Here is a 23,167-nt window from a genome sequence, read left to right on the forward strand (position 1 = left end):
TGACGATTCAGTAGGTGTTAAATATAATTTAAGGTAATAAATAGGTTTTAATAAGTAATGTTGTAATTACGAATTATGGGGGCGTTTTTTTGAAAACAAAAGGATTAAAATTTAAGATTCTAGTGGTTTTTCTAAGTATCTCTCTAATACCCATAGTATTATTGTCTAGTATTTTAGTGATTAAATCACAAAATCTATTAATAAGTCAGATGGTAGACAGATCCTATGAAATTAGTAAAATCACATCTCAGGCAGTTGACGGTAATCGCTTTAAACAATTAAAAGACCCAGATGATATGGAATCGGAATATTTCAATGAACTTCTTACAGAGTTGCAGAAAATAAGGGATATTTCCGGTGCAAAGTATATTTATACTATTAGAAAAAACGAAGGGGGAAAATATGTTTCAGTTGTAGATGCTGACTACGAAGTAGATGGAGATATATTTATTGGGCAAGAAATCGACTACTTCACAACGGAAATGGATAATGTGTATAAAACAGGTAATTACTTTGTTAGTAATACCGTTGAAGTTAGTGACTACGGAGCACTTATATATGCCTACTATCCAATAAAAGATACAGGTGGTACTGTTATTGGTCTTGTTGGGGTGGATTATGATGTAGAACAGGGGTATAATGCCCTTATTCAATTTAGAAAATTTATTTTCATGCTAGTTACTCTGCTTATTATATGTGTATTTGTTTTAGGTATATGGACTTCGTATAAAATATTCAAGCCTATGGATAAGCTAGTTGAAATTTCAAACGAAATATCAAACCTAATTATTGTTCATGATATACCTGAAAACTTGAGGAATAGAAAGGATGAAATTGGACAGTTGTGTAATTCATTTCAACAAATGATTGAAAAATTAAGAGGGTTTGTAGAAAATATTATACAATTATCAGAAAAGGTTTCAACATTTTCTGATGATATGAGTCAAATTTCCAATCAAGTTGTACAAGCAACCGAACAGATAGCTATTTCTTCGTCGGATGTAGCTTTACATACTAAAGAACAAATAAGCCAAGTCTCTAATTCCGTTAGAGCTGTGGAAAAGAACTCAATTAGTATAGATAATTTGTCAGAAAATACAAAATCTATATCAAATATTAGTAATCAGGTTTTAATAAAATCTAATCTAGGTAAAGAGGAAATGAATAGGGTTGAAGTACAAATGAATAATATTGAGGCAAGTACAAATAATGTGCAAAACTCTTTAATAGAAATAACTAATAGCTCTATTAAGATGAATGAAATTATTTCTGCTATTAAAAGTATTGCAGAGCAAACTAACTTATTAGCCCTAAATGCCGCAATTGAGGCTGCTAGAGCCGGTGACCATGGTAGGGGGTTTGCAGTTGTTGCTGAGGAAGTTAGAAAATTAGCTGAAAATTCTCAAGATGCTGCTGAAGAAATAAGTAATCTTATTCTACTAAATAAACATAATATTGATGGTGCTAATTTAGTAATGATTAATAGTCTAGAAAATGTTAGGGAAGGAACTAAGGTCGTAGGAGGAGCAATAAAATCCTTTGACGAAATAAGATCTCAAATTGAGGAAATTAATGATCAAATTAGAGAGATATTACACAATATCAATCTTATGGAAATTCAAAGTGTTGAAGTCACAGAATCTACAAAGTTTATGAATGAAATTACACAAAAAATTTCCTTTGAAATAGAAAATGTTTCAGCTTCCACTGAAGAGCAGGTAGCATCTATGGAAGAGATAGCAAGTAGCAGTGAAACATTGAAAGAACAGGCCCATTTGCTTAAGGATGTAGTAAAAGAATTTAAAATATAAACATGAAAGAGTTTAGGGAAAAAATTCTCCTAAACTCTTTTTTAAACTATTTTTTAGTATTCGATAATAGCTTAGCTTTATTAGTACAGGCATTCATTGCATCAATTACTGCACTTCTAAATCCATTTTTCTCTAAGGAAAAAACCGCTTCAATTGTAGTTCCACCAGGAGAACAAACATTATCTTTTAAATCTCCAGGGTGCAGTCTTGTTTCGGATACCATTTTTGCAGCCCCTAAAACTGCTTGGGATGCATAAGTATATGCTTTAACACGAGACATTCCTTGTAGAACAGCACCGTCAGCTAATGACTCTATAAACATATAGACATAGGCAGGACTACTTCCGCTTATAGCTGGTATCATATCCATTAAACTTTCATCAATAATATCCACCTTACCTACACTTTCAAATAATTCAACAACTATATCAATCTCTTCTTTAGGGATAAACCTATTAGGAGTGATAGCTGTCATTCCTTCTAAAACTAAAACAGGGGTGTTTGGCATAGTGCGTACAATTTTTGTGTTAGCTTGGAAAAAGCTTTCTATAAATGCTATAGATATTCCTGCTGCTATAGAAATTAATATTTTATCACTAGTAACTATTGCTTTAATTTCATTCAAAACTACTGGATAAATGTTAGGCTTAACTGCCAAAAATATAATATCACAATGACTAACTAAATCTGAATTATTAGTACAAATATTAATATTAAATTTACTAGCTAAGTCTTGGCACTTTTGTGTATCTTTATCTGAAATATAAATGCTTTGTTTAATGTTTGGATTTTTGTAAGTAAGTCCGTTAATAAGTGCAAAGGCCATATTGCCAGATCCGATAAAACCAATTTTATAGCTCACTTAAACACCCTCTTTTTTATTTTTTAGTGTAGCACTTTAAATTGAAATTGACAATATTATAGTGGCTAAGTGAGCTATAATTATTCCACATAAAACATCAGTAGGATAGTGGACACCCAAATAAATTCTTGATACACCAACTAAGAAAGCTAAGGTTAAAAAAACGAGAGAGAATAATGGAAAGAATTTACCTAGAATTAATGCAGTAGTAAAGGCAGCGTTAGTGTGACCAGAAGGAAAAGAGTAGTTGCATTTAGGAACATTACTTAGGGCTAAATCCTTTAGAATTTTATATGGTCTAGGTCTATTAACTAGACGTTTTATAACTTGAACAATAACTTGATTTATCACTAGGTGTATTGCTATGGTTTTTCCAACTTGAAAAGATTTATTATTTAAGGACATTAAAAATAAGGGTAGAAGAATACTAAATACAGTTGACCCTAAATGAGTAATGTTTCTCATGAAAATATTTAAGTATCTATAATGGTTTTTGCTATTAATAAAACAGAATAGTTCCTTATCAGTTTCTAAAATAAGATTAGTTAAACTATACATACTAATTCACTTCCTCTTTTAATTAAATGTATTTATATAACTAATTGTATATGTTAATTATTAACAGGTTGTTAAGAGTACGTAAATTTATAGTTAGATGTTGGCCTATATAATGAATGTATCTTAAACTCATAATGGAGGTAGAAAATGAAAAATGAAATGAATAGGTATGACTGGAGATTTAATTTTGATAAGGACATAACCCGTGCTTATTATGAGAGATTGGATATATTATGTAGCTGCGCAACCTATCGTAACTACTATAAAAATATACAGGCAATTCCATTAGGACTTAGAAGATTTTTAGAGGAATTTGGAATTGATGTGGGAAAGCCCATAGAACAGTGGTCTGTTATTGTCAATAAAGATGAAAATATTGTTGAGAATGTTGTATATTATGCAATAAACGGTGTAGCTAACTCTTCTGATTGTTATGAAATTGATATTTAAAATGTTCAAATAGTTGTAATGCATCCAAGTCCTGAGGATATAGTACATTGTCCAGAGAACTCACCAAATACAGAAATTGAGGAGCCGTACTTTGTACTTCAAATACATAATCTATGGTTACCATGGATAGCTGAAGATGACATTAATGAATGTTATCCAAAACGAAGAACATTTAGGGAAAGAATAAAATCTCTTTTAAATAAATTTTTTTAGGAAAAAAGCAAGGCTAGCTCTAGGAATAATGAAGAATTTAGTATAAAAAATCATAAAAATTAACATTGACATAACATATTACTATTATTATTAAGCTATTATGTAAGTAAGTAAAAGATAAAATAGGGGTAGGGGTTGAGTTGGGGGTTATACTAATTATATAGATGAAGGAGAAGTAACTACTCAATGAATGATAAAACAGTAAAAAATGAATTCATAAATATTTTAAAAAACAGAGAAATTACACCAGTATATCAAGCAATTGTATGCTTGAAAACTGGTGAAGAATTAGGGTACGAGGCTTTAAGCAGGGGACCTAAAAATAGTGTTTTTAGTAATCCAGAACATTTATTTACTGCTGCTAAGGACTATAACATGGTTTGGGAATTGGATATGTTATGTAGGCAGGAGGCTATAAGAGGGGCTAGAGGCTTTTTAAATAAAAAGATTTTATTCCTTAATATTGACAGTAATATTATTAATGACTCAAAGTTTAAAAAAGGCTTTACTCGAGGATTATTGTCATCCTATGAAATCGAAACAGGCCAAATCGTCTTTGAAATAACAGAGCATACAGCTATTAGCGATTTTCAGAAATTTAATCACATATTAGACAATTATAGGGGACAGGGGTACAAAATAGCAATTGATGATGCAGGAAACGGTCATTCGGGACTTAGAGTAATGACTGAGACAAGACCAAATTACATAAAACTCGACATGGAACTCATACGGAATATAGATAAGGATATTATTAAGAAAGAATTGTTAAAAAGCTTTGTTAAATTTGCAGAGATTGCAGATATAAAACTTATAGCTGAAGGTATAGAAACAAAAGAAGAGCTAAGGGTTCTAATATCCATAGGTATTCATTACGGTCAAGGATTTTTATTGCAGAGGCCTCAACCATCAATTACTCCGATAGACAAAAACGAAGTGAAGTTAATCAAAGATTTAAATTTATTAATGCAAAAGATTTTCTCTAGAAAAGAAAGAATAACTATAGGTGATATTTCCAGGGCAGATGAAACAATTCTAGAAGACAGTGATTGTAATAAAGTTAATGAATTATTTGAAGGAAATAAAAAACTTCAGGCAGTCATAATTACTAACAATGAAAAAAGTGTCATAGGATTAGTTATGAGGAATAAGTTTTATTATAGAAAAGTAGAATCCAAAAATGTTCTAAACTTTCTTAGAAAGCCTGTTACAGAGGTTATGGACAGGGACCCATTAATTGTAGAGCAAAGATACAATATTGTGGATGTTTGTAGTATGGCGATTTCAAGAAAACAAGAAAAAATGTATGATTATGTTATTACAGTAAGAGAAGGGAAGTACTTTGGTGTAGTGCCAGTAGCTCATTTATTATATGTCTTAGTTGCAATAAACAACTTGAAATGCCCAGAAGCCTCTACGGGTTAATAAAAATATTATTCAGTAAAGGGGATGTCATAGGTGTTAAACGGATATAAAATGAGGGAATTAAGAAATATGAAAGGGTATACCACAAGAGAAGTATCTAAGTTAACACATATTTCCAAAAGCTATATTGAAGAATTAGAAAGGGGAACAAAAGCTAATCCATCTTTACACAAAGTAGTTTCAATAGCAAGAGTATTAGGGATTAAAGTAGACGAATTAACATGAGTTATGCAGTTCGTGTAAATAAATGTAAATAAGACTGATGTATCGTATATTATAATATACTAAAAAATATTTTTGTTTTATATGTCTTGAAATAGCAAAAAAGACTTGACTTTTTAAACCCGCCCCAATAATCAAAGTGAATGGTATTAATAGCCATTACTCTTGATGAATGGGTGATAAATATGACTCTTGGGAAACCGAAATATAGAAATTTACAACAAGGAAATGGGGGCGGAACGCCAGTTTTAAAAGCAATTTGGGATAAATTTGATTTTTCACTTCTGCTTACGCAATCGGGTATTGTAAAACGTAATGGTGTACCCACTTGGCTTATTGCTTTTGCTTATGTGGTAGGACTTATTGCTAATAAAAATTCTGTCTCACGTATTTCTGATTATGCTACTAAGGATAGCTTATTACAACCGATGTTTCGGAATCTTAAAATGGCTCAATATACCTTTAGCCGCTTTTTTACAACTGATTATAATTGGGGTTTATTTAGTTTTAAAAGAGTACAAAGACTACAACAAGAAGAAGAAACTGCATTTACTGAAGGAGATGTTATTGTACTTGATGATACAAAGGTGGCTCATGCCCATGGAAAGAAAATCCCTTTCCTTTGTTGGTTATATGATAGCTCCATTAAAATAAATATCTGGTGTATGAATATAGTTGCTACAACTGTTGTATTAAAGAACGGACTTAAATATCCATTGTTTTGGCGTATTTGGCGTAAGGTAGAAAATAGCGATGAAAAACAGACAAAAATAGATCTTTCAAAAGAAATGCTAATGGATATTCGCCGGATTTACACAGGGGTACTATGGGTTGCCATGGACCGCCGGTTTTTATGCAAAGACTTTTTAATTGGCTCACAGATCATCAATATGATTGGGTTACTAAGGCAAAACGTAATACAGCACTTTATCGAAAAGAAATTGAGAATATTACAGGCCGAGAACGCTTTATCCCTGTAAAGCCTTCAATGCTTATTAAAGAAGTTTTTTTCAAACTTCTTATTAGTATGCCAAAGATAAAGTAAGTGCTATATCCATACCTAATATTTATATCAAGTTACCCTACCGTTTAGTTGGAAAGCAGGGTAAAGTAGTAACTAAGTATCGTTATACGCCTATTGCAAAGCAGTTGTAGCTACAAGACTCAAAGAAGATACTGAAATGATGAAGGATGAATTTGAGAAAAACAAAGAGGTTGCAGCTACATATCGTGGGGCTTACCTTTTGATTAGTAATAGGGTCGATAATCCTGAAGAAGCTTTAGATGCATATATTAAGCGTTGGAGCATTGAGGTTTTTTTTAGAACTGCAAAACAAGAACTGGGGTTGAATTCTTGCCACTCAACGTCGGAAAGTCATCATTACGCCCATATTGAGCTCATTTTTACAGCAGAAACTTTACTTGTCTATGCAAGATGGGAACTCAATAATAAAGGCGCTGAAGAAGGCTTCACCCACGGCGAAATGGTCCGAAACTTTTTCAACGCCACATACCGTATCGTTATAAAAGCACAGCAATGCTTTCAAACTATACAAGTACATTTTGACACAGAAGTTAGGCAATTTGCAAGACTTATTGATAAATTTTGGCCGAAGAATTTATTGTTAGGTTGGTTTACTGTGCAAAATTCCCAGTATATGGAGTCAACTGCATAACTCATGGAATTAATAATATAATAGGATATACTTAGAAACTCCATTAAATATGGGGTTTATTTTTGTTTTTGAAGATTAGAGCTAGTAATTATTACTAGGTATAAAAATTGAGGATGCTGCCAATAATCTCAAAAAAATAGGAGGGACAACATATGAAAACTGCTGTTTTAAAACAGATAATATTAGTAACTGATGGACAATCAAACATTGGCGGAGATCCGGTTATAAGTGCAAAGCATGCATATAATAAGAACATTATAGTAAATACAATCGGAATACTAAATAGTGAGGACTCTAAAGATAATGCCTATGATGAAGTAATAAATATAGCTAAGGCTGGGGGTGGCCATTATGAGTACACCCATATAGACTACCTTTATCAAACTATGAAAAGTATGACAATAAGGACTGTTAATCAAACAATACAACAGGCTGTAAATAAACAACTGAAAGAAATACTTGGACAAGGCTTAGAGGAGATTGAGCCAAAATCGAGAGGAAAACTATTGAATTACATAGAGGAATATTCTAGTGAAATAGAAATTAGTTGTTGTATACTTATGGATTGTAGTGGAAGCATGAGTAAAAAATTAGACGAGGCAAGATATAGTGTCTTAGACTTAGTAGAGTCGTTAAGTAATAGAAAAGGAAATGCTAATGTAGCATTAATTGCTTTCCCAGGTAGAGGAACTGAGAGTTATGAGGTAGTTCATAATTTCAATGATGATATTAATAGTTTAAAAGCAAATCTTTATGAAACAAAGGCTAGCGGTGGGACACCTACGGCTCCTGCAATAGAAAAAGCCATCAGTTTAATTGAAGAGTTTTGTAATAATTCAAGTTTATTAGATAGGGGATATGGGGAGTTAGAAGAGTGTTACGGTTAAAATGTATTTTATAGGTAGAGTAGGTAGCTCTACCTTTATTTGTTTTAATTATTTGTAAAAAAGAGGTGTTTTGATGGGTATTATTGAATTACAAACCTATCAACAAATAAAAGGAAAATGGAAAGGTACCCAATATGAAGTAGTAAAAAAATTGGGTGAGGGGGGATTGGGAAAAGTCTATCTTGTAAAGAGGATAAAGACTAATCAATATTTTGCACTCAAAATAACTAAAGATAATATATCGATAAATCGAGAGTATAACTTAATAAATAAGTTTAAAAATATAGAGATGGTTATAAATGCACTAGAAATCGATGATTTAGAAATCGAAAATGAAATCTACTATTACATTTGCTTAGAATATATAGATGGCATGAATTTACAGGAATATGTTAAAAGAAGATTCCTTTCCGTGGATGCTATACTAGGTCTAGTATTAGTAATAGTTGAGGGGTTAAATAAAATCCATAGCTTAGGCTATGTTTTAGGAGATTTAAAGCTAGAAAATATTATGCTGGATAAAAGATTTAAACAATTAAGAATAATTGATTTAGGTGGAGTTGCTAAAAAAGGGGAGTTTATAAATGAATATACCCCTGGTTATGATAGATCTAAATGGAATTGTGGAAATAGGGTAGCTTCTGAATCCTATGATTTATTTATAGTTACAATGATAATTATTAGATTAATTATCCGAGAAGAATTTAATCCTCGGTTACAAAATATAAATGATATAATAAAAAAAATGAATTCAATTGATATATCAAAGGAACTAAAAGAATTTTTAATAGCTGGGTTAAAGGAAGAACAACAATCAAATTTCTTTGCAAAAGGATTAAGAAAAATATATAATAGGGAAAAGCTTAGTAAGAGGAACAATATGATAGAAAAATTAGATGCAAGAATTAATGTTATATTTTTATGTAGTGTTTCATTACTAATTACGACAACTATATTTATTTTATTAAAATTATGAAGTATTAATTTTTACAAAAATGTTTTTTTAAAGAGGGATGTACATATGATAAATAAGGTTAAGGAAACAATATTTAAAGAGGAACTAATACAATTAGGAGATAAAATTATAGTTGGAATATCAGGTGGACCAGATTCAGTTTGTTTATTACATTTACTTTGGTATTTACAAGAGGAATATAAAATAACTGTTTACGGAGCTCACTTAAACCATAACTTTAGAGGGATTGAATCTCAACTTGATGCCCACTATGTTTCAAAGCTATGTGAGGAGTTTAATATAATATGCTTTATTAAAAGCGTGGATGTAGCTCAAGTGGCATCAATAAAGGGGATTTCCTTTGAGGAGGCCGGAAGACTTCAAAGATACCAATTTTTTGAAGAAATATCTGAAAAAGTAGGAGCTAATAAAATTGCTGTTGCACATAATTTAAATGATCAAGCAGAAACTATATTGATGAGATTTTTAAGAGGAACAGGATTAGAAGGTTTGACAGCAATACCATATAATAGGGGGAAAATTATAAGACCACTACTTAATATTACTAGGGCCGAAATAGAAGAATATTGCTCAATTAACAATTTATCACCTAGAATAGATAAGACAAATTTAGAACCAATTTATCATAGAAATAAGATTAGACTTGAATTAATGCCATATTTAATGGAAAACTATAATCCAAACATTATAGATACTCTAGCAAGAACTTCAGAAATATTGAAAAAAGACAATTCATATATCGAAGCTAAAGCAAGAGAGATGTATAAGGAAATAAAATTAAGAGAAACAGAAAATAGAATAGAATTATCTATAGTAGGAATTAATAAATTACATGAGTCTTTGAAGGCAAGAGTGCTTAGATTTGCTACTGAAGACCTAGTAGGTAAAAAAGATGTACTTGAGTATAAGCACATAAATAGTGTATTAGAGTTATTGGAAAATGGGCAAACTGCTAAAAAAAGAACTTTGCCAATGGGTATAATAGTGAGGATTAGTTATGAAAGACTAATATTTTCCGTAATTAGTGATTTTGAATATGACAAAGATTTTATTTATGAACTACAAGTAAATAGTCTAGAATATATTGAAGAAATAGATCAAGAAATAAGAATAAGCTTAGTTGATAAACAAGAAATTAATGATATTAGTAGAGACAAATACATAAAATGTTTTGACTACGATAAAGTAAATAATAGGCTTAATATACGGAATCGAAGGGATGGGGACAGATTTTGGCCTTTAGGATTAACCGGTAGTAAAAAGTTAAAAGACTTTTTTATTGATTTAAAAATAGATAGGGAAGAAAGGGATTTAGTTCCACTACTTTGTGATGGGGATGAAATAATGTGGGTAGTCGGATACAGAATGAGTGAGGCATATAAAGTTAGCAGTGAAACTACCAGAGTATTAATGGTCGAATTTTGTAAAGAAGAGCCGATAAAGTAGTCTTAAAGTTGTTTTTAAATGGATAATATGGTAGAATATAATAATGTAATATACAACACAGAGTGTGAGAGGAGGACTTTTATTGAGGAAATTTTTCCGGGGCGCAAGTTTCTATATTCTTATCTTTATAGTTTTATTAATTGTAGTTCAACGTTTTTCAACACCACAACAAACAGTTGAGGATATAGGATTTTCCCAGTTATATAAAGAACTAGTTAATGGAAATGTCAAAGAAATACATGTAGTCGAAAGATCAATAGAAGGTACTGTTATTCGTAATAACGAGAAAGTATTTTTCACTTCTTTTATTCCCGAAGTATTTAGTGAAGAAAGATTTAGTGAGATCTTAGAAAATCAAATGCTAGAAGGCAATGGGTTGAAAGTTACAGGGGCACCACGACCAACAACTCCATGGTTTATAGAGCTTTTACCATCAATATTTATGGTTTTAATTTTCATAGTTTTTTGGTTTGTTTTTATGCAGCAGTCACAGGGCGGCGGAAACAGAGTAATGTCATTTGGTAAAAGTAGAGCTAAATTACATAAGGAAGATGAAAAGAAAAAAATAACCTTTGATGATGTTGCAGGACTAGATGAAGAAAAGGAAGAATTAGAAGAGTTAGTGGATTTTCTTAAAAGTCCGCGTAAATATATTGAACTTGGAGCCAGAATACCAAAGGGTATCCTAATGGTTGGGCCTCCGGGAACAGGTAAAACTTACTTAACTAAAGCTGTTGCAGGGGAGGCTGGAGTACCTTTCTTTAGTATAAGTGGTTCAGACTTCGTTGAAATGTTCGTAGGGGTTGGCGCATCAAGGGTTCGTGATTTGTTTGATCAGGCCAAGAAAAATTCCCCATGTATTATATTTATTGATGAAATTGATGCGGTTGGTCGAAGAAGAGGTGCTGGCTTAGGTGGTGGCCATGATGAAAGAGAACAAACCTTAAATCAGCTATTAGTTGAGATGGATGGTTTCGGATTAAATGAAGGAATTATTATTGTAGCTGCTACAAATAGACCGGATATTTTAGACCCAGCCCTTTTAAGACCAGGAAGATTTGATAGACAGATTACAGTTGGGGCACCTGATATAAAAGGTAGAGAAGCAATATTATTGGTGCATGCTAAAAATAAACCTTTGGCTGATGATGTAAATCTTAAAGTGCTTGCAAGAAGAACCCCAGGGTTTACACCTGCAGATATAGAAAATCTTATGAATGAGGCAGCATTGCTTACTGCTAGAAAAAGTGAAAAGAAAATAAGAATGCAAACAATTGAAGAAGCAATTACTAAGGTTATTGCTGGGGTAGAAAAGAAAAGTAAGGTAATTAGTGAAAAGGAAAGAAAGCTTACGGCATACCATGAAGCAGGTCATGCGGTTGTAGCTACTCTTTTACCTAACACCGCACCAGTTCATCAGGTTTCAATTATACCAAGGGGAAGAGCCGGCGGATTTACTATGATCTTACCAACTGAGGATAAATACTACGCAACTAAAACAGAGATGGAAGAGCATATAATTCATCTTTTAGGTGGAAGAGTTGCTGAAAAATTAGTTTTAGATGATATTAGTACTGGGGCGCAAAATGATTTGCAAAGGGTTGCTTCTGTAGCCAGAGGTATGGTAACAAAGTATGGAATGAGTGAAAAACTTGGACCAATGGCATTTGGTACTAATGATGATGACGAAGTATTCTTAGGTAGAGATATAACTTCAAAAAGAAACTATTCGGAAGAAGTGGCTGCCCAAATCGATCAGGAGATTAGAAAAATAGTCGATACAGCATATAATAGAGCCGAGACCCTTCTAAATGAGAATATGGATAAACTGCATACAATCGCTAAAGCACTGTTGAAACTAGAGACATTAGATGCAGATCAATACAAAAAAATATTTAATTACGACATAGTTGTAGAAGACAGTGAAACTGTTGAGGAGTTCGAGGCTAAATTAAAGAATATAGACCTAGATAAGAACGAAGACAACAACTCTAACAGTAACGAAGAATAAATTAAATAAATTTACTATTGATACCAACCTTTATACTTAATAAAGGTTGGTATCGTACTATAGAGATAAAATATTAAATAATTCTAGTTGAGACTAACTATATGAAGTCAAGAAAAATTTCGTATTTAAAGAAGTCATGAAGAAAATAATTTTAAAGACATCTATTACAAAAAAATGCATGACAAACAGAGCAACTCAGTTGCTCTGAAAAAAATAGATTAAATTAGACTTGTGGAACAAATGCAGTATTGTTTTTTAGGAGGTAGTAAATTACCCTAATTAACTTTTTACCGACATGGCATCTGGCAACATTGAAGTGTTTGCCTTCAGAACGCTTTTTGACCATATAATCACTAAAGACTTTATCGCGCATAGCAACAAGTCTAGATGCTTGCATAATAGCCCACCTAAGGTATGTAGAGCCTCTCTTAACCATTGGAGTTTTAGATGCATTGTAAGTCCCAGATTGGTAAGTAGAAGGATCCATACCTGCAAATGCAAGAAGTTTAGCTGGGTTGGAGAAACGATCAATATGACCAATTTCAGCTAATATAATGGCAGCTAGAGTATATCCAATGCCAGGAATAGTAATGAGTGGGGTATTGAGTTCTTGTACGACTAATTTAATTTGATTATCTAATGCATCTATTTCTGTTTGTACAGATTGTATGAGGCGAATAGTTTGTTGTAATTCGAAGGCTGTAGAGCGATTGCTTGACCCAATAGATTTGATAGCAAGCTCTTTTAAAGCAATTGCTTTCTCTTTGCTATATTTACCTTTAGAGGCTGTTCTTATTAGGTTTGTCAACTTTGTCAGATTGCAGTTGTAAATACTATCGGGGGTTGGTAATTCAATTAATAATGCATATTTGGAACTTTGGTGTATAGACCAAAATAAGCTTGGCAATTCAGGAAAAATGATATCTATTAAGCGACTAACTGAAAGTTTAAGTCTAGAACGGTAACTAACCATTCTATGACGGTGTCTTGTTAGTGACTTTAGCTCCTGAATCTGATATGATACTGGTGAATAGGATTTAGATTCATCAGTAAAGAGCATAGTTGCAATGACCTTAGCGTCGGTCTTATCTGTTTTAGTTTTCCTAAGGGTTTGAGCCTTACGGAAAAGATTAGTAGCCAATGGATTTAGGATGGTGACCTGAAAGCCTTTGGAATACAGATAATTTGTGATATTTGTGCTGTAATGACCTGTTGATTCAAGTCCTATTTTTACGTTGTTAATACTCTTGGAGCCAAGAGCAGAAAGGATAGAAGAATATAGGGTATCAAAACCTTCCTTAGAATTAGAAATACGTAAAGAATTAGTATGAATAACACCATCAGAGTCTAAGATACAGCAATCGTGTTTAGCTTTGGCAACATCAATGCCCACAAATAACATAGTAATCAACTCCTTAAATATAGTACGCTATGTTTCCACAAACCCTATGTTAAATGTATCCTTGCTATATATAAAACGTCAAAGCGTTATCTAACTAATTAACAAATGAACATAGAGCTGTGGTTATAGCCTCAAAAGAAACAGTCGGCTGTATAGGGACAGCTGCCGTAGGTGAACAAACTAATCCACAGCGCCTATAAAGATTATATAGAAAATAATCTAGAAAGGAAAATGTATAATGACTTCCCCTATGTTTTCATTATACAAGGTGAAGATATGAAGACTATAGATTGTAAGGAAATAGTGGATGCGGTGAAGAAGTTATGTATACAGATAAATATAAATATGCCTAATGATGTTAAAGAAGCTCTAGTTAATTCTATAAATGATGAGGATTCTATGATTGGAAGAAGGATATTAGAGGATATTTTACTAAATGGACAAATAGCCAGTAGAAAAGAAATTCCAATGTGTCAGGATACGGGAATGATAGTTGTATTTGTAGAAATAGGACAAGATGTAAAAATAATAAATGGAAGCCTTTCGGAAGCAATAAACGAGGGTGTGCGCCTAGGTTATAGAGAAGGGTTTTTGAGAAAGTCAGTTGTTAAGTGCCCTATAAGAAGGGGTAATACAGAGGATAATACACCGGCTGTTATCCACTTTGACATAGTACCGGGTAATAGTTTAAAAATACATTTGGGTGCCAAAGGTTTTGGCAGTGAAAATATGAGCGCTGTTAAAATGTTAAAACCCTCAGATGAAGTTAAAGGTATAAAAGATTTCGTAATTGAGACTATAAAAAACGCAGGTGGTAATCCCTGTCCACCGATAATCGTTGGGGTTGGAATCGGCGGCACCTTCGATAAGGTAACGATGTTAGCAAAAAAGGCACTTCTCAAAGATTTAGGACAAAGACATGAGGATTCATATATTGGGGATCTTGAACTTGAGTTATTAAAGGAAATAAACGAATTGGGTATAGGGCCTCAGGGCTTTGGTGGAAAAACTACTGCTCTAGATTTACATATAGAAACCTTTCCTACTCATATTGCAGGGCTACCTGTTGCAGTGAACATAAACTGTCATGCGTCCAGGCATGGTGAAATAATATTATAGTAATTTAAATAGATATCTATGGAGGAAAATATGGAAAACATAAAAATAGAAACCCCTTTAACGATTACAGATATAGATAAATTAACCGTTGGTCAAAAAGTTTTAATAAGTGGAGTAATATATACTGCAAGAGATCAGGCCCATAAAAGACTATATAATATGATAATAGAAGGAAAGGAGCTCCCCTTTGAGCTTAAAGACCAAATTATATATTATGTCGGACCTACTCCAGCTTCACCGGGAAGAGTTATAGGCTCCGCAGGACCTACGACTAGTGGTAGAATGGATGCGTATACACCCTTGATTTTAGAAAAGGGTTTAAAAGGTATGATTGGAAAAGGAAATAGAAATGAAGCTGTAATTAATGCTATAAAGTTAAATAAAGCAGTATATTTTGCTGCAATCGGTGGCGCAGGTGCTTTAATATCTGATTGTATAGTAGAGAGTGAAACTATAGCCTTTAAAGATTTAGGAACAGAGGCCATACATAAACTAGTTGTTAAGGACTTACCTACAATAGTCGCTATTGATAGTAAAGGAAATAATTTATATGAACTTGGAACTGAAAGTTATTTAAAAAAAGATAAATAATTAAACCTGTGGTTTTTCAATGTATTGACCCTATATTGGTATTTTTGCGCACTTGATTATTGTAAAAAATTTCTATATGTTTATATTATATAGTGTTTGGAAAAATATTAAGTTCTATAGTAATAAAATAAGAAATAGGGATTTGTACTTAGAGTGTTGTTTTCAATTGAGTAATTTCGAATGGTCTTGTAATACTAAATGTATGATAAGGAAATTAGGAGGGTAAGCATGAAAAACAATAAACTAGAGAACTTTCGTGGTTTAAAAGCAAAGATTTTATCTGCTGGTGATGAGAATATAGTTAAGGAATTGAGGAAAAAGTCAAAACTTACTGCCCGGGAAAGGATAAATATGTTGTTTGATTCTGGAACGTTTGTAGAGTTAGATGCTTTTGTTAAAAGTAGGCCATCTAGTATGGAAAAAACTGAGGCATTTAGCGAAGGTGTTATTACAGGCTATGGCTTAGTAGAAGGAAAACTAGTATATGCATATGCTCAAGATTATACTGTTTTAGCTGGGTCAGTTGGAGAGATGCATGGGAAAAAAATTGTTAGGGTCCAAGAAATGGCACTAAAAATGGGTGCACCAATCATTGGACTACAGGATTCTGGTGGAGCTAGAATACAAGAAGGAATTAATGCATTAGCTATATACGCAGAAATTTTACGTCTAAATACAATTTCCTCGGGGGTAATACCCCAAATTACAGCAATTATGGGCTTGAGTGCTGGTAGTGCAGCATATACCCCTGCCTTATCTGATTTTGTTTTTATGGTAAATGAAACAAGTCAGCTCTTTGTTAATGGACCTAATGCTATCGAAGGGGCTACATCTGAAAGATTATCAGCTCAAGATATTGGTGGAGCAATAATTCATAATGAAAGTAGTGGTACAGCACATTTTTTGGCCACTAATGACATGGAATGTATTGATATGATAAGGGAATTGATTACTATGATTCCTTCAAATAATATTGAAGGTGCACCTATTATAGAAACTAATGATGATATTAATAAAATTATCCCAGGTCTTGAAAATATAATTCCAGAAGCTTCTGATGCTGATTATGATATGAGAAATATAATCATGGCAATCTGTGATGATGGATATTTTATGGAAGTACATAAGTATTTTGCTCGAAATATTTTGACTGGGTTTATTCGTATTAATGGTCAAACTATTGGGGTAATTGGGAACCAACCTAATGTTTTAGACGGGTGCCTAGATATAAACTCCTCTGATAAGGGTGCGAGATTTGTTAGATTTTGTGATAGCTTTAATATTCCGTTATTAACTTTAGTAGATGTACCTGGATTTTTACCGGAAGCAAACCAAGAATATGGTGGGCTCATTAGACATGGTGGTAAACTTTTTTATGCATACGCTGAATCAACTGTTCCCAAGGTTACACTTGTAGTGAGGAGAGCATATGGTGGGGGATATATAGCCATGTGTAGTAAAAATTTAGGTGCGGATATTGTATTTGCGTGGCCTATGGCGGAAATTGCAGTTATGACACCTGCGGCTGCAGCAAATATAGTATTTAAAAGTGAAATTGCCAATGCCAAGAATCCTAAGGAAATGCGAGTAGAAAAAGTTTCGGAATATATTATGGAATATGCTACACCCTATAAAGCTGCTGAAATGGGATTTGTTGACGATATAATTGAACCATCGGCTACAAGACCTAGAGTTGCCGATGCATTAAACATGTTAATGAGTAAAAGTGATAGTAGGCCTTCAAAAAAACATGGGAATATACCATTGTAAAAACTTTAAAGAGGTGAATTTGTATGGACTTGATTGGAAAGTTAAAGAATTCTATTGATTCCCTTACTTTAGGGGAAAAGATACTTGGGGGCATAGGGGTTTCTCTATTTGGGATGGTAGTAGTATTTTTTATTTTAGTTTTAATTATGTTTGCAGTAAATCTTTTACAAAAATTTGCTGGAGAATCTAAGAAAGTTCCTTCAGAATCCGTTTCATTTGACGAAACTGGGATGAATTCTGAGGTTCAACAGGAAATACTTGAAGATTATGGAGAGTTGGTTGCTGTTATTACTGCTGCTATAGCTGCCAGTTTAAATACATCTACTCATAATATAGTAGTTAAAAATATTACAAGAAAGCAAGACACAACTCCAGCGTGGAGTAAGTTTAATCGCATGCAACAGTTAAGATAGTTAATGAATTATTCTTGATTTAATGAGGAGGAATTTTAAATGAGAAAATTTTATATAACTGTAAACGGTGTAAGTTATGAAGTAGAGGTTGAAGAAATTACAGAGGGAGTACAGCCCACTCCAAGAACAGTAACTGCTAGTCCAAATAATTCTGCTCAAGAACCAATGAAACCAACACAAAGTCAAACTTCAAGCGTATTAAAGGAGGTTCCTTCTGACGCGACTATTGTTGATGCTCCAATGCAGGGTAATGCATGGAAGGTGTTAGTAAAAGAAGGAGATAAGGTAAAAAAAGGGCAAGTACTCATTATCCTTGAAGCGATGAAAATGGAAAATGAAATTATGTCACCTATAGATGGAGTTATAGCCTCTGTTAATGTTGTGGAGGGTGCATCGGTTAATGGTGGAGATGTGCTAGTATCTATTAAATAATGGCACGTATAAACTAAGAAGGGAGATGCACAGATGATTGATGTTCTGTTTAGGTTTTTAGAAGGTACAGGATTTGCTCATATGACTTGGCAACATCTTGTTATGATAATAGTTGCATGTTTGCTTTTGTATTTAGCAGTAGCAAAAAAATTCGAACCTTTACTTCTTGTTCCGATAGCCTTTGGTATGCTATTAACGAATCTACCCTTAAGCGGCATTATGGATGAAGGTGGTCTTCTTTACTATTTTTATACATATGGATTGAAAACAGCTATATTTCCACCTCTAATATTTTTAGGTGTTGGGGCTATGACAGACTTTGGACCACTAATCGCTAATCCAAAAAGTATACTTCTTGGAGCGGCGGCACAGTTTGGGATTTTTATGACTTTTATTGGTGCATTAATGCTAGGTTTTGATGCTCAAGGTGCAGCTTCTATAGGGATTATTGGAGGGGCTGACGGTCCAACTGCCATATTCCTAACCTCTATTTTAAGACCGGATTTGTTAGGACCCATTGCAGTAGCCGCATATTCCTATATGGCCTTAGTGCCTGTAATACAACCACCAATTATGAGGGCATTAACTACGGAAGAAGAACGTAAAATAAAAATGAAGCAGCTAAGAACAGTATCCAAAAAAGAAAGAATTATTTTTCCTATTTTAGTTGCGGTTTTTGTGTCGTTAGTTTTACCTGCTGCAACGTCTTTAGTAGGTATGCTAATGCTCGGGAATTTATTAAAGGAAAGTGGTGTTACTGAGAGACTTTCTAAAACAGCACAAAATGAGCTAATAAACATAGTGACTATTTTATTAGGTATAAGTGTAGGTGGGACTGCAAGGGCGGATCAATTTTTAAATCTACAGACTCTTATGATTATAGGATTAGGTATTGTTGCATTCGGGTTTGGAACTGCTTCAGGTGTTATACTTGCAAAGATTATGAATAAGCTTATGGGTGGAAATGCAATAAATCCATTAATAGGCTCCGCTGGTGTGTCCGCAGTACCTATGGCAGCTAGAGTTTCTCAAGTAGAAGGGCAAAAGGCTGACCCAAGTAATTTCCTATTAATGCATGCCATGGGCCCAAATGTTGCGGGGGTAATAGGTTCAGCTATTGCAGCAGGAATATTATTGACTTTATTTGCTAATTAATATAATGTGGTATCATTGGGAGAGTAGAACACTCTCTTTTTAATTTCTAAAGAATGATGGTGATAATTTTGCGAAATGACATTATAGAAATACTTAATAATAGAAAAGGAGAGTTCATTTCTGGAGAAGAATTGAGCTACTTATTAAAAGTATCTCGTACTGCTATTTGGAAACATATTAATATATTAAGAAAAGAAGGCTATGAAATAGAATCTGTTCATAAAAAAGGGTACCGAATTGTTGAAAATTACAATAGTCTATTGCCAGGTGAATTAATTGGGAGATTGCAAACTCAAACTATAGGGAGAAACATAATTTATTTTGAAAGTATCGATTCGACTAACGATTATTGCAAACAAAAAGGAAATGATTTGTCCCATGGAACAGTTGTAATAAGTGAAGAACAGCTACTTGGAAGGGGTAGACTAGGAAGAGCCTGGGCATCACCAAAGGGTGAGGGTATTTGGATGTCTATTTTTCTAAAACCCCATATACCACCTTTGGAGGGGACAAAACTTACCCAAATTGCTGCAGCAGCAGTATGTAGTACAATTAGAAATGTTGTAGGTATAGACACCTTAATAAAATGGCCAAATGATATAGTTTTCAATGGTAAAAAACTATGCGGTATACTGACAGAGATGTCCGCAGAACTAAATGAAATTCATTATTTAATTGTAGGTGTTGGTATAAACGTGAATACACTGTATTTTTCTGAAGAAATAAGCGATGTTGCAACGTCAATAGCTGTTGAGATAGGTAAAACAGTGGATAGAAAAACTTTAGTAACTAATATATTAAAAGTATTTGAGGAGTTGTATGAAGACTTCATAATAAAAGGAAGCATAAAAAAAACTATTGCTATATGCAAGGAGTTTTCAGCTATATTAAATAAGAAGGTTAATATTATTAGGGGAAATAGTATAAAAGAAGGTTTAGTTATAGATATAACGGAAGAGGGAAATCTCCTAATGTTAATGGAAAATGGTGAGAAGGAAGTAATTCAATCTGGAGAGGTCTCTGTTAGAGGACTAAATGGGTACGTGTGATAAAAGTATTGCAATATAAATATGAACCTGCTACAATTATACGGTATATATACCAAACTAAACTTAAGAAGGTGAAATTTAATGATATTGGTTTTTGACGTTGGAAATAGCAATATTGTTTTAGGTTTATACGAGGGTAGAGAACTGCTTAATTGCTGGAGAATTTCAACAGATAAGGACAAGACTTCTGATGAATATAGCTTAATGATTCATCAACTCTTTCACTATAGCAATGTTGATATTAAGAAAGTTGAAGATGTAATAATATCATCAGTAGTGCCTAATATAATGTATTCGTTAGAACATGCAACTAGAAAATTATTTAACATAGATCCTTTAGTAGTTGGACCTGGGATTAAAACTGGTATTAACATTAAATATGATAACCCAAAACAAGTTGGGGCAGATAGAATAGTTAATGCTGTGGCGGCCTTTGAAAAATATGAGGGGCCTTTAATAATAGTAGATTTCGGGACTGCAACTACTTTCTGCGCTGTATCAAAAGAGGGCGTATACTTAGGGGGAACAATTTCTCCTGGTCTTAAAATATCCAGTGATGCACTTTTCCAAAGAGCAGCTAAGTTACCAAGAGTTGAATTAGTTAAACCAGGAAAAGTTATTTGTAAAAATACTGTAAACAGTATGCAAGCTGGCATAATTTATGGTTATGTTGGACTTGTAGAGTATATAATTAAAAAAATGAAATCAGAATTAAATACTAAAAATGCAACTGTTGTTGCCACAGGGGGATTAGCTACTCTGATTGCTAGTGAAACTGATATCATTAATGTAGTAGATAAATACTTAACTCTTGAGGGTCTGATAATTATTTACGAAAGAAATAAAGAAGAAGCAAATAGAAGATATATAGGACAAGATTAATTCTTGTTCTTTTTTTATATTTAAAAAGGAGTTAGAAAAAGGGTTTTAACTATAACTTAAAGAATAATACTATTAAGTAATAGTGAGTGAGGTGGGCGTTCTATGGTCAATGAAAATAAGGAAATATATAACTCTACACTTGAATCTTTAAAAAAACAAAATGAGGATTTAGAGTTATATAAAAATATCGTCAGTAATTTTTACTATTCTATGGTTGTAGTAGATAAAGAGGGGCGTATAATAATTCTTAATAAAGCCTATTGTAATTTTCTCGGAGTGAATGAGGATGAGGTTATAGGGAAGCATTGTACTGAAGTTATTGAAAATACAAGAATGCATATTGTAGCGAAAACTGGAAAACAAGAAATCGGTGATGTTCAGCATATTAAAGGAAATTATATGATAGCAGACCGTATTCCGATCTACAAGGATGGGGAAATAATTGGTGCTGTCGGGACAGTTATTTTTAAAGATGTTCTGGACCTTAACACTTATGTAAGTAGAATAAGTCGTATGGAGAAAGAATTTGATCTATTTAAAAAGGAACTAAAAAAGGCCCTAGGTAGTGACTATACCTTTCAGAGTATTGTTGGAGAAAGTGAAAGTATTAGAAAGGTAAAAGACCTATCAAGGAAAGTTGCTGCATCAAAGTCAAATGTATTATTGCTAGGGGAAAGCGGAACTGGAAAGGAATTGTTTGCCCATGCAATTCATAATGCCAGCTCTAGAGTAGATTATCCCTTAATAAAGATTAATTGTGCAGCAATACCACCAGACCTACTAGAATCAGAACTATTTGGCTATGAACCCGGTGCATTTACAGGTGCAAAAAAGGGTGGTAAACCAGGAAAGTTTGAATTGGCTGACAAAAGCACAATTTTTCTCGATGAAATAGGTGAGATGCCGTTAAATATGCAGGCTAAGCTATTAAGGGTAATTCAGGAGAAGGAAGTTGAAAGAATAGGTGGAATAACTAGTAAAAAAATTGATGTTAGAATAGTAGCAGCTACCAATCAAAACTTAGAGGAAATGGTAAAAAATAAAAAGTTTCGAGAGGATTTATACTATAGACTTAATGTTATTAGTATTAAAATACCTCCATTGAGAGAAAGAAAAGAGGATATTCCTGTAATTTCAAGGCAGCTTATTAAAAAGCTATCTAAGGAAATGGATCATTATGTATCCGCAATTAGTACAGAGGCAATGAATTGTTTAAAACTATACTCTTGGCCTGGTAATGTTAGAGAACTTCAAAATGTAATTGAAAGGGCATTTAATATTATGGATAAGGAAGCCATGATAATGCTCGAGCACCTTCCATACTACATAACTAAAAATAATAAAGCGGATACTCATGTAAAGGAAATGTCTTTAAAAGAAATATTAGATAATGTTGAAAAAGAAGAAATAAAAAAATGCTTAAAGAGAACAAAGGGAAATAAAATGAAAACAGCTAAAATTTTAGGAATAAGTAGGACAAGCTTATACGAAAAAATTGAGAAGTACGACATAGAAGTGTAAACAAATCTGTACAATGTTCATAAAATTTACAGTATGAGAATCTGAAACAAAAAAACGTGAAAACCAGATATTACAACTATTCCACTCAAGACACAGATAATAATAGATAAATATTAATAATTATTTTGAATAATATGTAAGAATAATTAACAAAATTAGATTATGAATTATAGTTATCTATTATTTATATAAAGTTTTGCATGTTCTTTTATACTTGTCCTTTAGTTTATTCAATAGTTTTCAATAAGGAGTACCTAATGTATAAGTATATTGGCATAGACTTTGCAGTATATTAG

The 23,167-nt window shown here is 32.8% G+C and carries 23 protein-coding genes; 20 read left to right on the forward strand and 3 right to left on the reverse strand.

From position 1 onward, the window contains the following. Window positions 1-89 precede the first annotated feature (89 nt). A complete protein-coding gene (locus HZR23_RS05910; RefSeq protein WP_132848419.1) occupies window positions 90-1,811 on the forward strand; it encodes a methyl-accepting chemotaxis protein in 1,722 nt (573 codons plus the stop codon). 46 nt (window positions 1,812-1,857) lie between these two features. Here HZR23_RS05910 and proC read toward each other — a convergent pair whose 3' ends face one another. Both proC and HZR23_RS05920 read right to left on the reverse strand, forming a co-directional pair. Beyond that, entirely contained in the window at window positions 1,858-2,673 is an 816-nt protein-coding gene (proC, locus tag HZR23_RS05915) for a pyrroline-5-carboxylate reductase (RefSeq protein ID WP_132848418.1), read from the reverse strand. Between the two features lie 36 nt (window positions 2,674-2,709). Further along, window positions 2,710-3,231 carry a phosphatase PAP2 family protein gene (locus HZR23_RS05920; RefSeq protein WP_132848417.1) on the reverse strand — a complete coding sequence of 174 codons (522 nt, stop codon included), beginning with the start codon at window positions 3,229-3,231 and terminating at the stop codon, window positions 2,710-2,712. A 147-nt stretch (window positions 3,232-3,378) separates the two neighbouring features. Between HZR23_RS05920 and HZR23_RS05925 the strand changes: the two genes are divergently transcribed. From HZR23_RS05925 to ftsH, 10 genes are all read left to right on the forward strand, one after another. Then, window positions 3,379-3,681 carry a hypothetical protein gene (locus tag HZR23_RS05925; protein WP_132848416.1) on the forward strand — a complete coding sequence of 101 codons (303 nt, stop codon included), beginning with the start codon at window positions 3,379-3,381 and terminating at the stop codon, window positions 3,679-3,681. Between the two features lie 18 nt (window positions 3,682-3,699). Beyond that, window positions 3,700-3,894 (forward strand): hypothetical protein, encoded by a 195-nt coding sequence (locus HZR23_RS05930; RefSeq protein WP_165913677.1) that lies wholly within the window; start codon window positions 3,700-3,702, stop codon window positions 3,892-3,894. Between the two features lie 186 nt (window positions 3,895-4,080). Next, entirely contained in the window at window positions 4,081-5,319 is a 1,239-nt protein-coding gene (locus HZR23_RS05935; RefSeq protein WP_132848415.1) for an EAL domain-containing protein, read from the forward strand. Window positions 5,320-5,352: 33 nt separating this feature from the next. After that, window positions 5,353-5,544: a helix-turn-helix domain-containing protein gene (locus tag HZR23_RS05940; RefSeq protein WP_132848414.1), complete on the forward strand. Its 192-nt coding sequence runs from the start codon at window positions 5,353-5,355 to the stop codon at window positions 5,542-5,544. A 140-nt stretch (window positions 5,545-5,684) separates the two neighbouring features. Beyond that, complete coding sequence (locus tag HZR23_RS05945; RefSeq protein ID WP_213050336.1) at window positions 5,685-6,521, forward strand: hypothetical protein; 837 nt, start codon at window positions 5,685-5,687, stop codon at window positions 6,519-6,521. Window positions 6,522-6,722: 201 nt separating this feature from the next. After that, on the forward strand, window positions 6,723-7,217 hold the full coding sequence (locus HZR23_RS05950) for a transposase (RefSeq protein ID WP_249536676.1): 495 nt from the start codon (window positions 6,723-6,725) through the stop codon (window positions 7,215-7,217). A gap of 152 nt (window positions 7,218-7,369) precedes the next feature. Next, window positions 7,370-8,104: a vWA domain-containing protein gene (locus tag HZR23_RS05955; RefSeq protein WP_132849870.1), complete on the forward strand. Its 735-nt coding sequence runs from the start codon at window positions 7,370-7,372 to the stop codon at window positions 8,102-8,104. 73 nt (window positions 8,105-8,177) lie between these two features. Beyond that, complete coding sequence (locus tag HZR23_RS05960) at window positions 8,178-9,080, forward strand: protein kinase domain-containing protein (RefSeq protein ID WP_132849869.1); 903 nt, start codon at window positions 8,178-8,180, stop codon at window positions 9,078-9,080. Between the two features lie 45 nt (window positions 9,081-9,125). Beyond that, window positions 9,126-10,526 (forward strand): tRNA lysidine(34) synthetase TilS, encoded by a 1,401-nt coding sequence (gene tilS, locus HZR23_RS05965; RefSeq protein WP_132849868.1) that lies wholly within the window; start codon window positions 9,126-9,128, stop codon window positions 10,524-10,526. Window positions 10,527-10,608: 82 nt separating this feature from the next. Then, entirely contained in the window at window positions 10,609-12,537 is a 1,929-nt protein-coding gene (gene ftsH, locus HZR23_RS05970) for an ATP-dependent zinc metalloprotease FtsH (protein WP_132849867.1), read from the forward strand. A 223-nt stretch (window positions 12,538-12,760) separates the two neighbouring features. Here the strand turns inward: ftsH and HZR23_RS05975 are convergent, their stop codons facing one another. After that, a complete protein-coding gene (locus HZR23_RS05975) occupies window positions 12,761-13,939 on the reverse strand; it encodes an IS110 family RNA-guided transposase (RefSeq protein WP_213050337.1) in 1,179 nt (392 codons plus the stop codon). Window positions 13,940-14,215: 276 nt separating this feature from the next. Between HZR23_RS05975 and HZR23_RS05980 the strand changes: the two genes are divergently transcribed. The 9 genes from HZR23_RS05980 to HZR23_RS06020 all read left to right on the forward strand — a co-directional run bounded on the left by HZR23_RS05980 (window position 14,216) and on the right by HZR23_RS06020 (window position 22,871). Beyond that, window positions 14,216-15,058 (forward strand): fumarate hydratase, encoded by an 843-nt coding sequence (locus HZR23_RS05980; protein ID WP_132848880.1) that lies wholly within the window; start codon window positions 14,216-14,218, stop codon window positions 15,056-15,058. A 30-nt stretch (window positions 15,059-15,088) separates the two neighbouring features. After that, on the forward strand, window positions 15,089-15,649 hold the full coding sequence (locus HZR23_RS05985; protein WP_132848881.1) for a Fe-S-containing hydro-lyase: 561 nt from the start codon (window positions 15,089-15,091) through the stop codon (window positions 15,647-15,649). Window positions 15,650-15,877: 228 nt separating this feature from the next. Beyond that, window positions 15,878-17,419, forward strand: coding sequence for an acyl-CoA carboxylase subunit beta (locus HZR23_RS05990; RefSeq protein WP_132848882.1), 1,542 nt, complete (start codon window positions 15,878-15,880; stop codon window positions 17,417-17,419). A 23-nt stretch (window positions 17,420-17,442) separates the two neighbouring features. Next, the gene (locus HZR23_RS05995; RefSeq protein WP_132848883.1) at window positions 17,443-17,832 is read left to right on the forward strand and encodes an OadG family protein; all 390 of its coding nucleotides are present in this window, start codon (window positions 17,443-17,445) and stop codon (window positions 17,830-17,832) included. Between the two features lie 39 nt (window positions 17,833-17,871). Beyond that, on the forward strand, window positions 17,872-18,264 hold the full coding sequence (locus tag HZR23_RS06000) for a biotin/lipoyl-containing protein (protein WP_132848884.1): 393 nt from the start codon (window positions 17,872-17,874) through the stop codon (window positions 18,262-18,264). Window positions 18,265-18,297: 33 nt separating this feature from the next. Next, window positions 18,298-19,419, forward strand: a complete 1,122-nt coding sequence (locus HZR23_RS06005) for a sodium ion-translocating decarboxylase subunit beta (protein WP_132848885.1) — start codon at window positions 18,298-18,300, stop codon at window positions 19,417-19,419. 53 nt (window positions 19,420-19,472) lie between these two features. Further along, complete coding sequence (locus HZR23_RS06010) at window positions 19,473-20,468, forward strand: biotin--[acetyl-CoA-carboxylase] ligase (protein WP_243098240.1); 996 nt, start codon at window positions 19,473-19,475, stop codon at window positions 20,466-20,468. 81 nt (window positions 20,469-20,549) lie between these two features. Beyond that, window positions 20,550-21,350: a type III pantothenate kinase gene (locus HZR23_RS06015; protein ID WP_132848887.1), complete on the forward strand. Its 801-nt coding sequence runs from the start codon at window positions 20,550-20,552 to the stop codon at window positions 21,348-21,350. A 102-nt stretch (window positions 21,351-21,452) separates the two neighbouring features. After that, window positions 21,453-22,871 (forward strand): sigma-54 interaction domain-containing protein, encoded by a 1,419-nt coding sequence (locus HZR23_RS06020; RefSeq protein WP_132848888.1) that lies wholly within the window; start codon window positions 21,453-21,455, stop codon window positions 22,869-22,871. The last annotated feature ends 296 nt before the right edge of the window (window positions 22,872-23,167 follow it).

Source organism: Serpentinicella alkaliphila (assembly GCF_018141405.1).
Lineage (GTDB): Bacteria > Bacillota > Clostridia > Peptostreptococcales > Natronincolaceae > Serpentinicella > Serpentinicella alkaliphila.

What these genes read in the sequence shown, in the direction of transcription:
- HZR23_RS05920 (WP_132848417.1), bottom strand. Translation starts at nt 3,231, where the DNA reads ATGTATAGTTTAACTAATCTTATTTTAGAAACTGATAAGGAACTATTC.
- HZR23_RS05925 (WP_132848416.1), top strand. Translation starts at nt 3,379, where the DNA reads ATGAAAAATGAAATGAATAGGTATGACTGGAGATTTAATTTTGATAAG.
- HZR23_RS05930 (WP_165913677.1), top strand. Translation starts at nt 3,700, where the DNA reads ATGCATCCAAGTCCTGAGGATATAGTACATTGTCCAGAGAACTCACCA.
- HZR23_RS05935 (WP_132848415.1), top strand. Translation starts at nt 4,081, where the DNA reads ATGAATGATAAAACAGTAAAAAATGAATTCATAAATATTTTAAAAAAC.
- HZR23_RS05945 (WP_213050336.1), top strand. Translation starts at nt 5,685, where the DNA reads ATGGTATTAATAGCCATTACTCTTGATGAATGGGTGATAAATATGACT.
- HZR23_RS05950 (WP_249536676.1), top strand. Translation starts at nt 6,723, where the DNA reads ATGATGAAGGATGAATTTGAGAAAAACAAAGAGGTTGCAGCTACATAT.
- HZR23_RS05955 (WP_132849870.1), top strand. Translation starts at nt 7,370, where the DNA reads ATGAAAACTGCTGTTTTAAAACAGATAATATTAGTAACTGATGGACAA.
- HZR23_RS05960 (WP_132849869.1), top strand. Translation starts at nt 8,178, where the DNA reads ATGGGTATTATTGAATTACAAACCTATCAACAAATAAAAGGAAAATGG.
- tilS (WP_132849868.1), top strand. Translation starts at nt 9,126, where the DNA reads ATGATAAATAAGGTTAAGGAAACAATATTTAAAGAGGAACTAATACAA.
- HZR23_RS05975 (WP_213050337.1), bottom strand. Translation starts at nt 13,939, where the DNA reads ATGTTATTTGTGGGCATTGATGTTGCCAAAGCTAAACACGATTGCTGT.
- HZR23_RS05980 (WP_132848880.1), top strand. Translation starts at nt 14,216, where the DNA reads ATGAAGACTATAGATTGTAAGGAAATAGTGGATGCGGTGAAGAAGTTA.
- HZR23_RS05985 (WP_132848881.1), top strand. Translation starts at nt 15,089, where the DNA reads ATGGAAAACATAAAAATAGAAACCCCTTTAACGATTACAGATATAGAT.
- HZR23_RS05990 (WP_132848882.1), top strand. Translation starts at nt 15,878, where the DNA reads ATGAAAAACAATAAACTAGAGAACTTTCGTGGTTTAAAAGCAAAGATT.
- HZR23_RS05995 (WP_132848883.1), top strand. Translation starts at nt 17,443, where the DNA reads ATGGACTTGATTGGAAAGTTAAAGAATTCTATTGATTCCCTTACTTTA.
- HZR23_RS06000 (WP_132848884.1), top strand. Translation starts at nt 17,872, where the DNA reads ATGAGAAAATTTTATATAACTGTAAACGGTGTAAGTTATGAAGTAGAG.
- HZR23_RS06005 (WP_132848885.1), top strand. Translation starts at nt 18,298, where the DNA reads ATGATTGATGTTCTGTTTAGGTTTTTAGAAGGTACAGGATTTGCTCAT.
- HZR23_RS06010 (WP_243098240.1), top strand. Translation starts at nt 19,473, where the DNA reads ATGATGGTGATAATTTTGCGAAATGACATTATAGAAATACTTAATAAT.
- HZR23_RS06015 (WP_132848887.1), top strand. Translation starts at nt 20,550, where the DNA reads ATGATATTGGTTTTTGACGTTGGAAATAGCAATATTGTTTTAGGTTTA.
- HZR23_RS06020 (WP_132848888.1), top strand. Translation starts at nt 21,453, where the DNA reads ATGGTCAATGAAAATAAGGAAATATATAACTCTACACTTGAATCTTTA.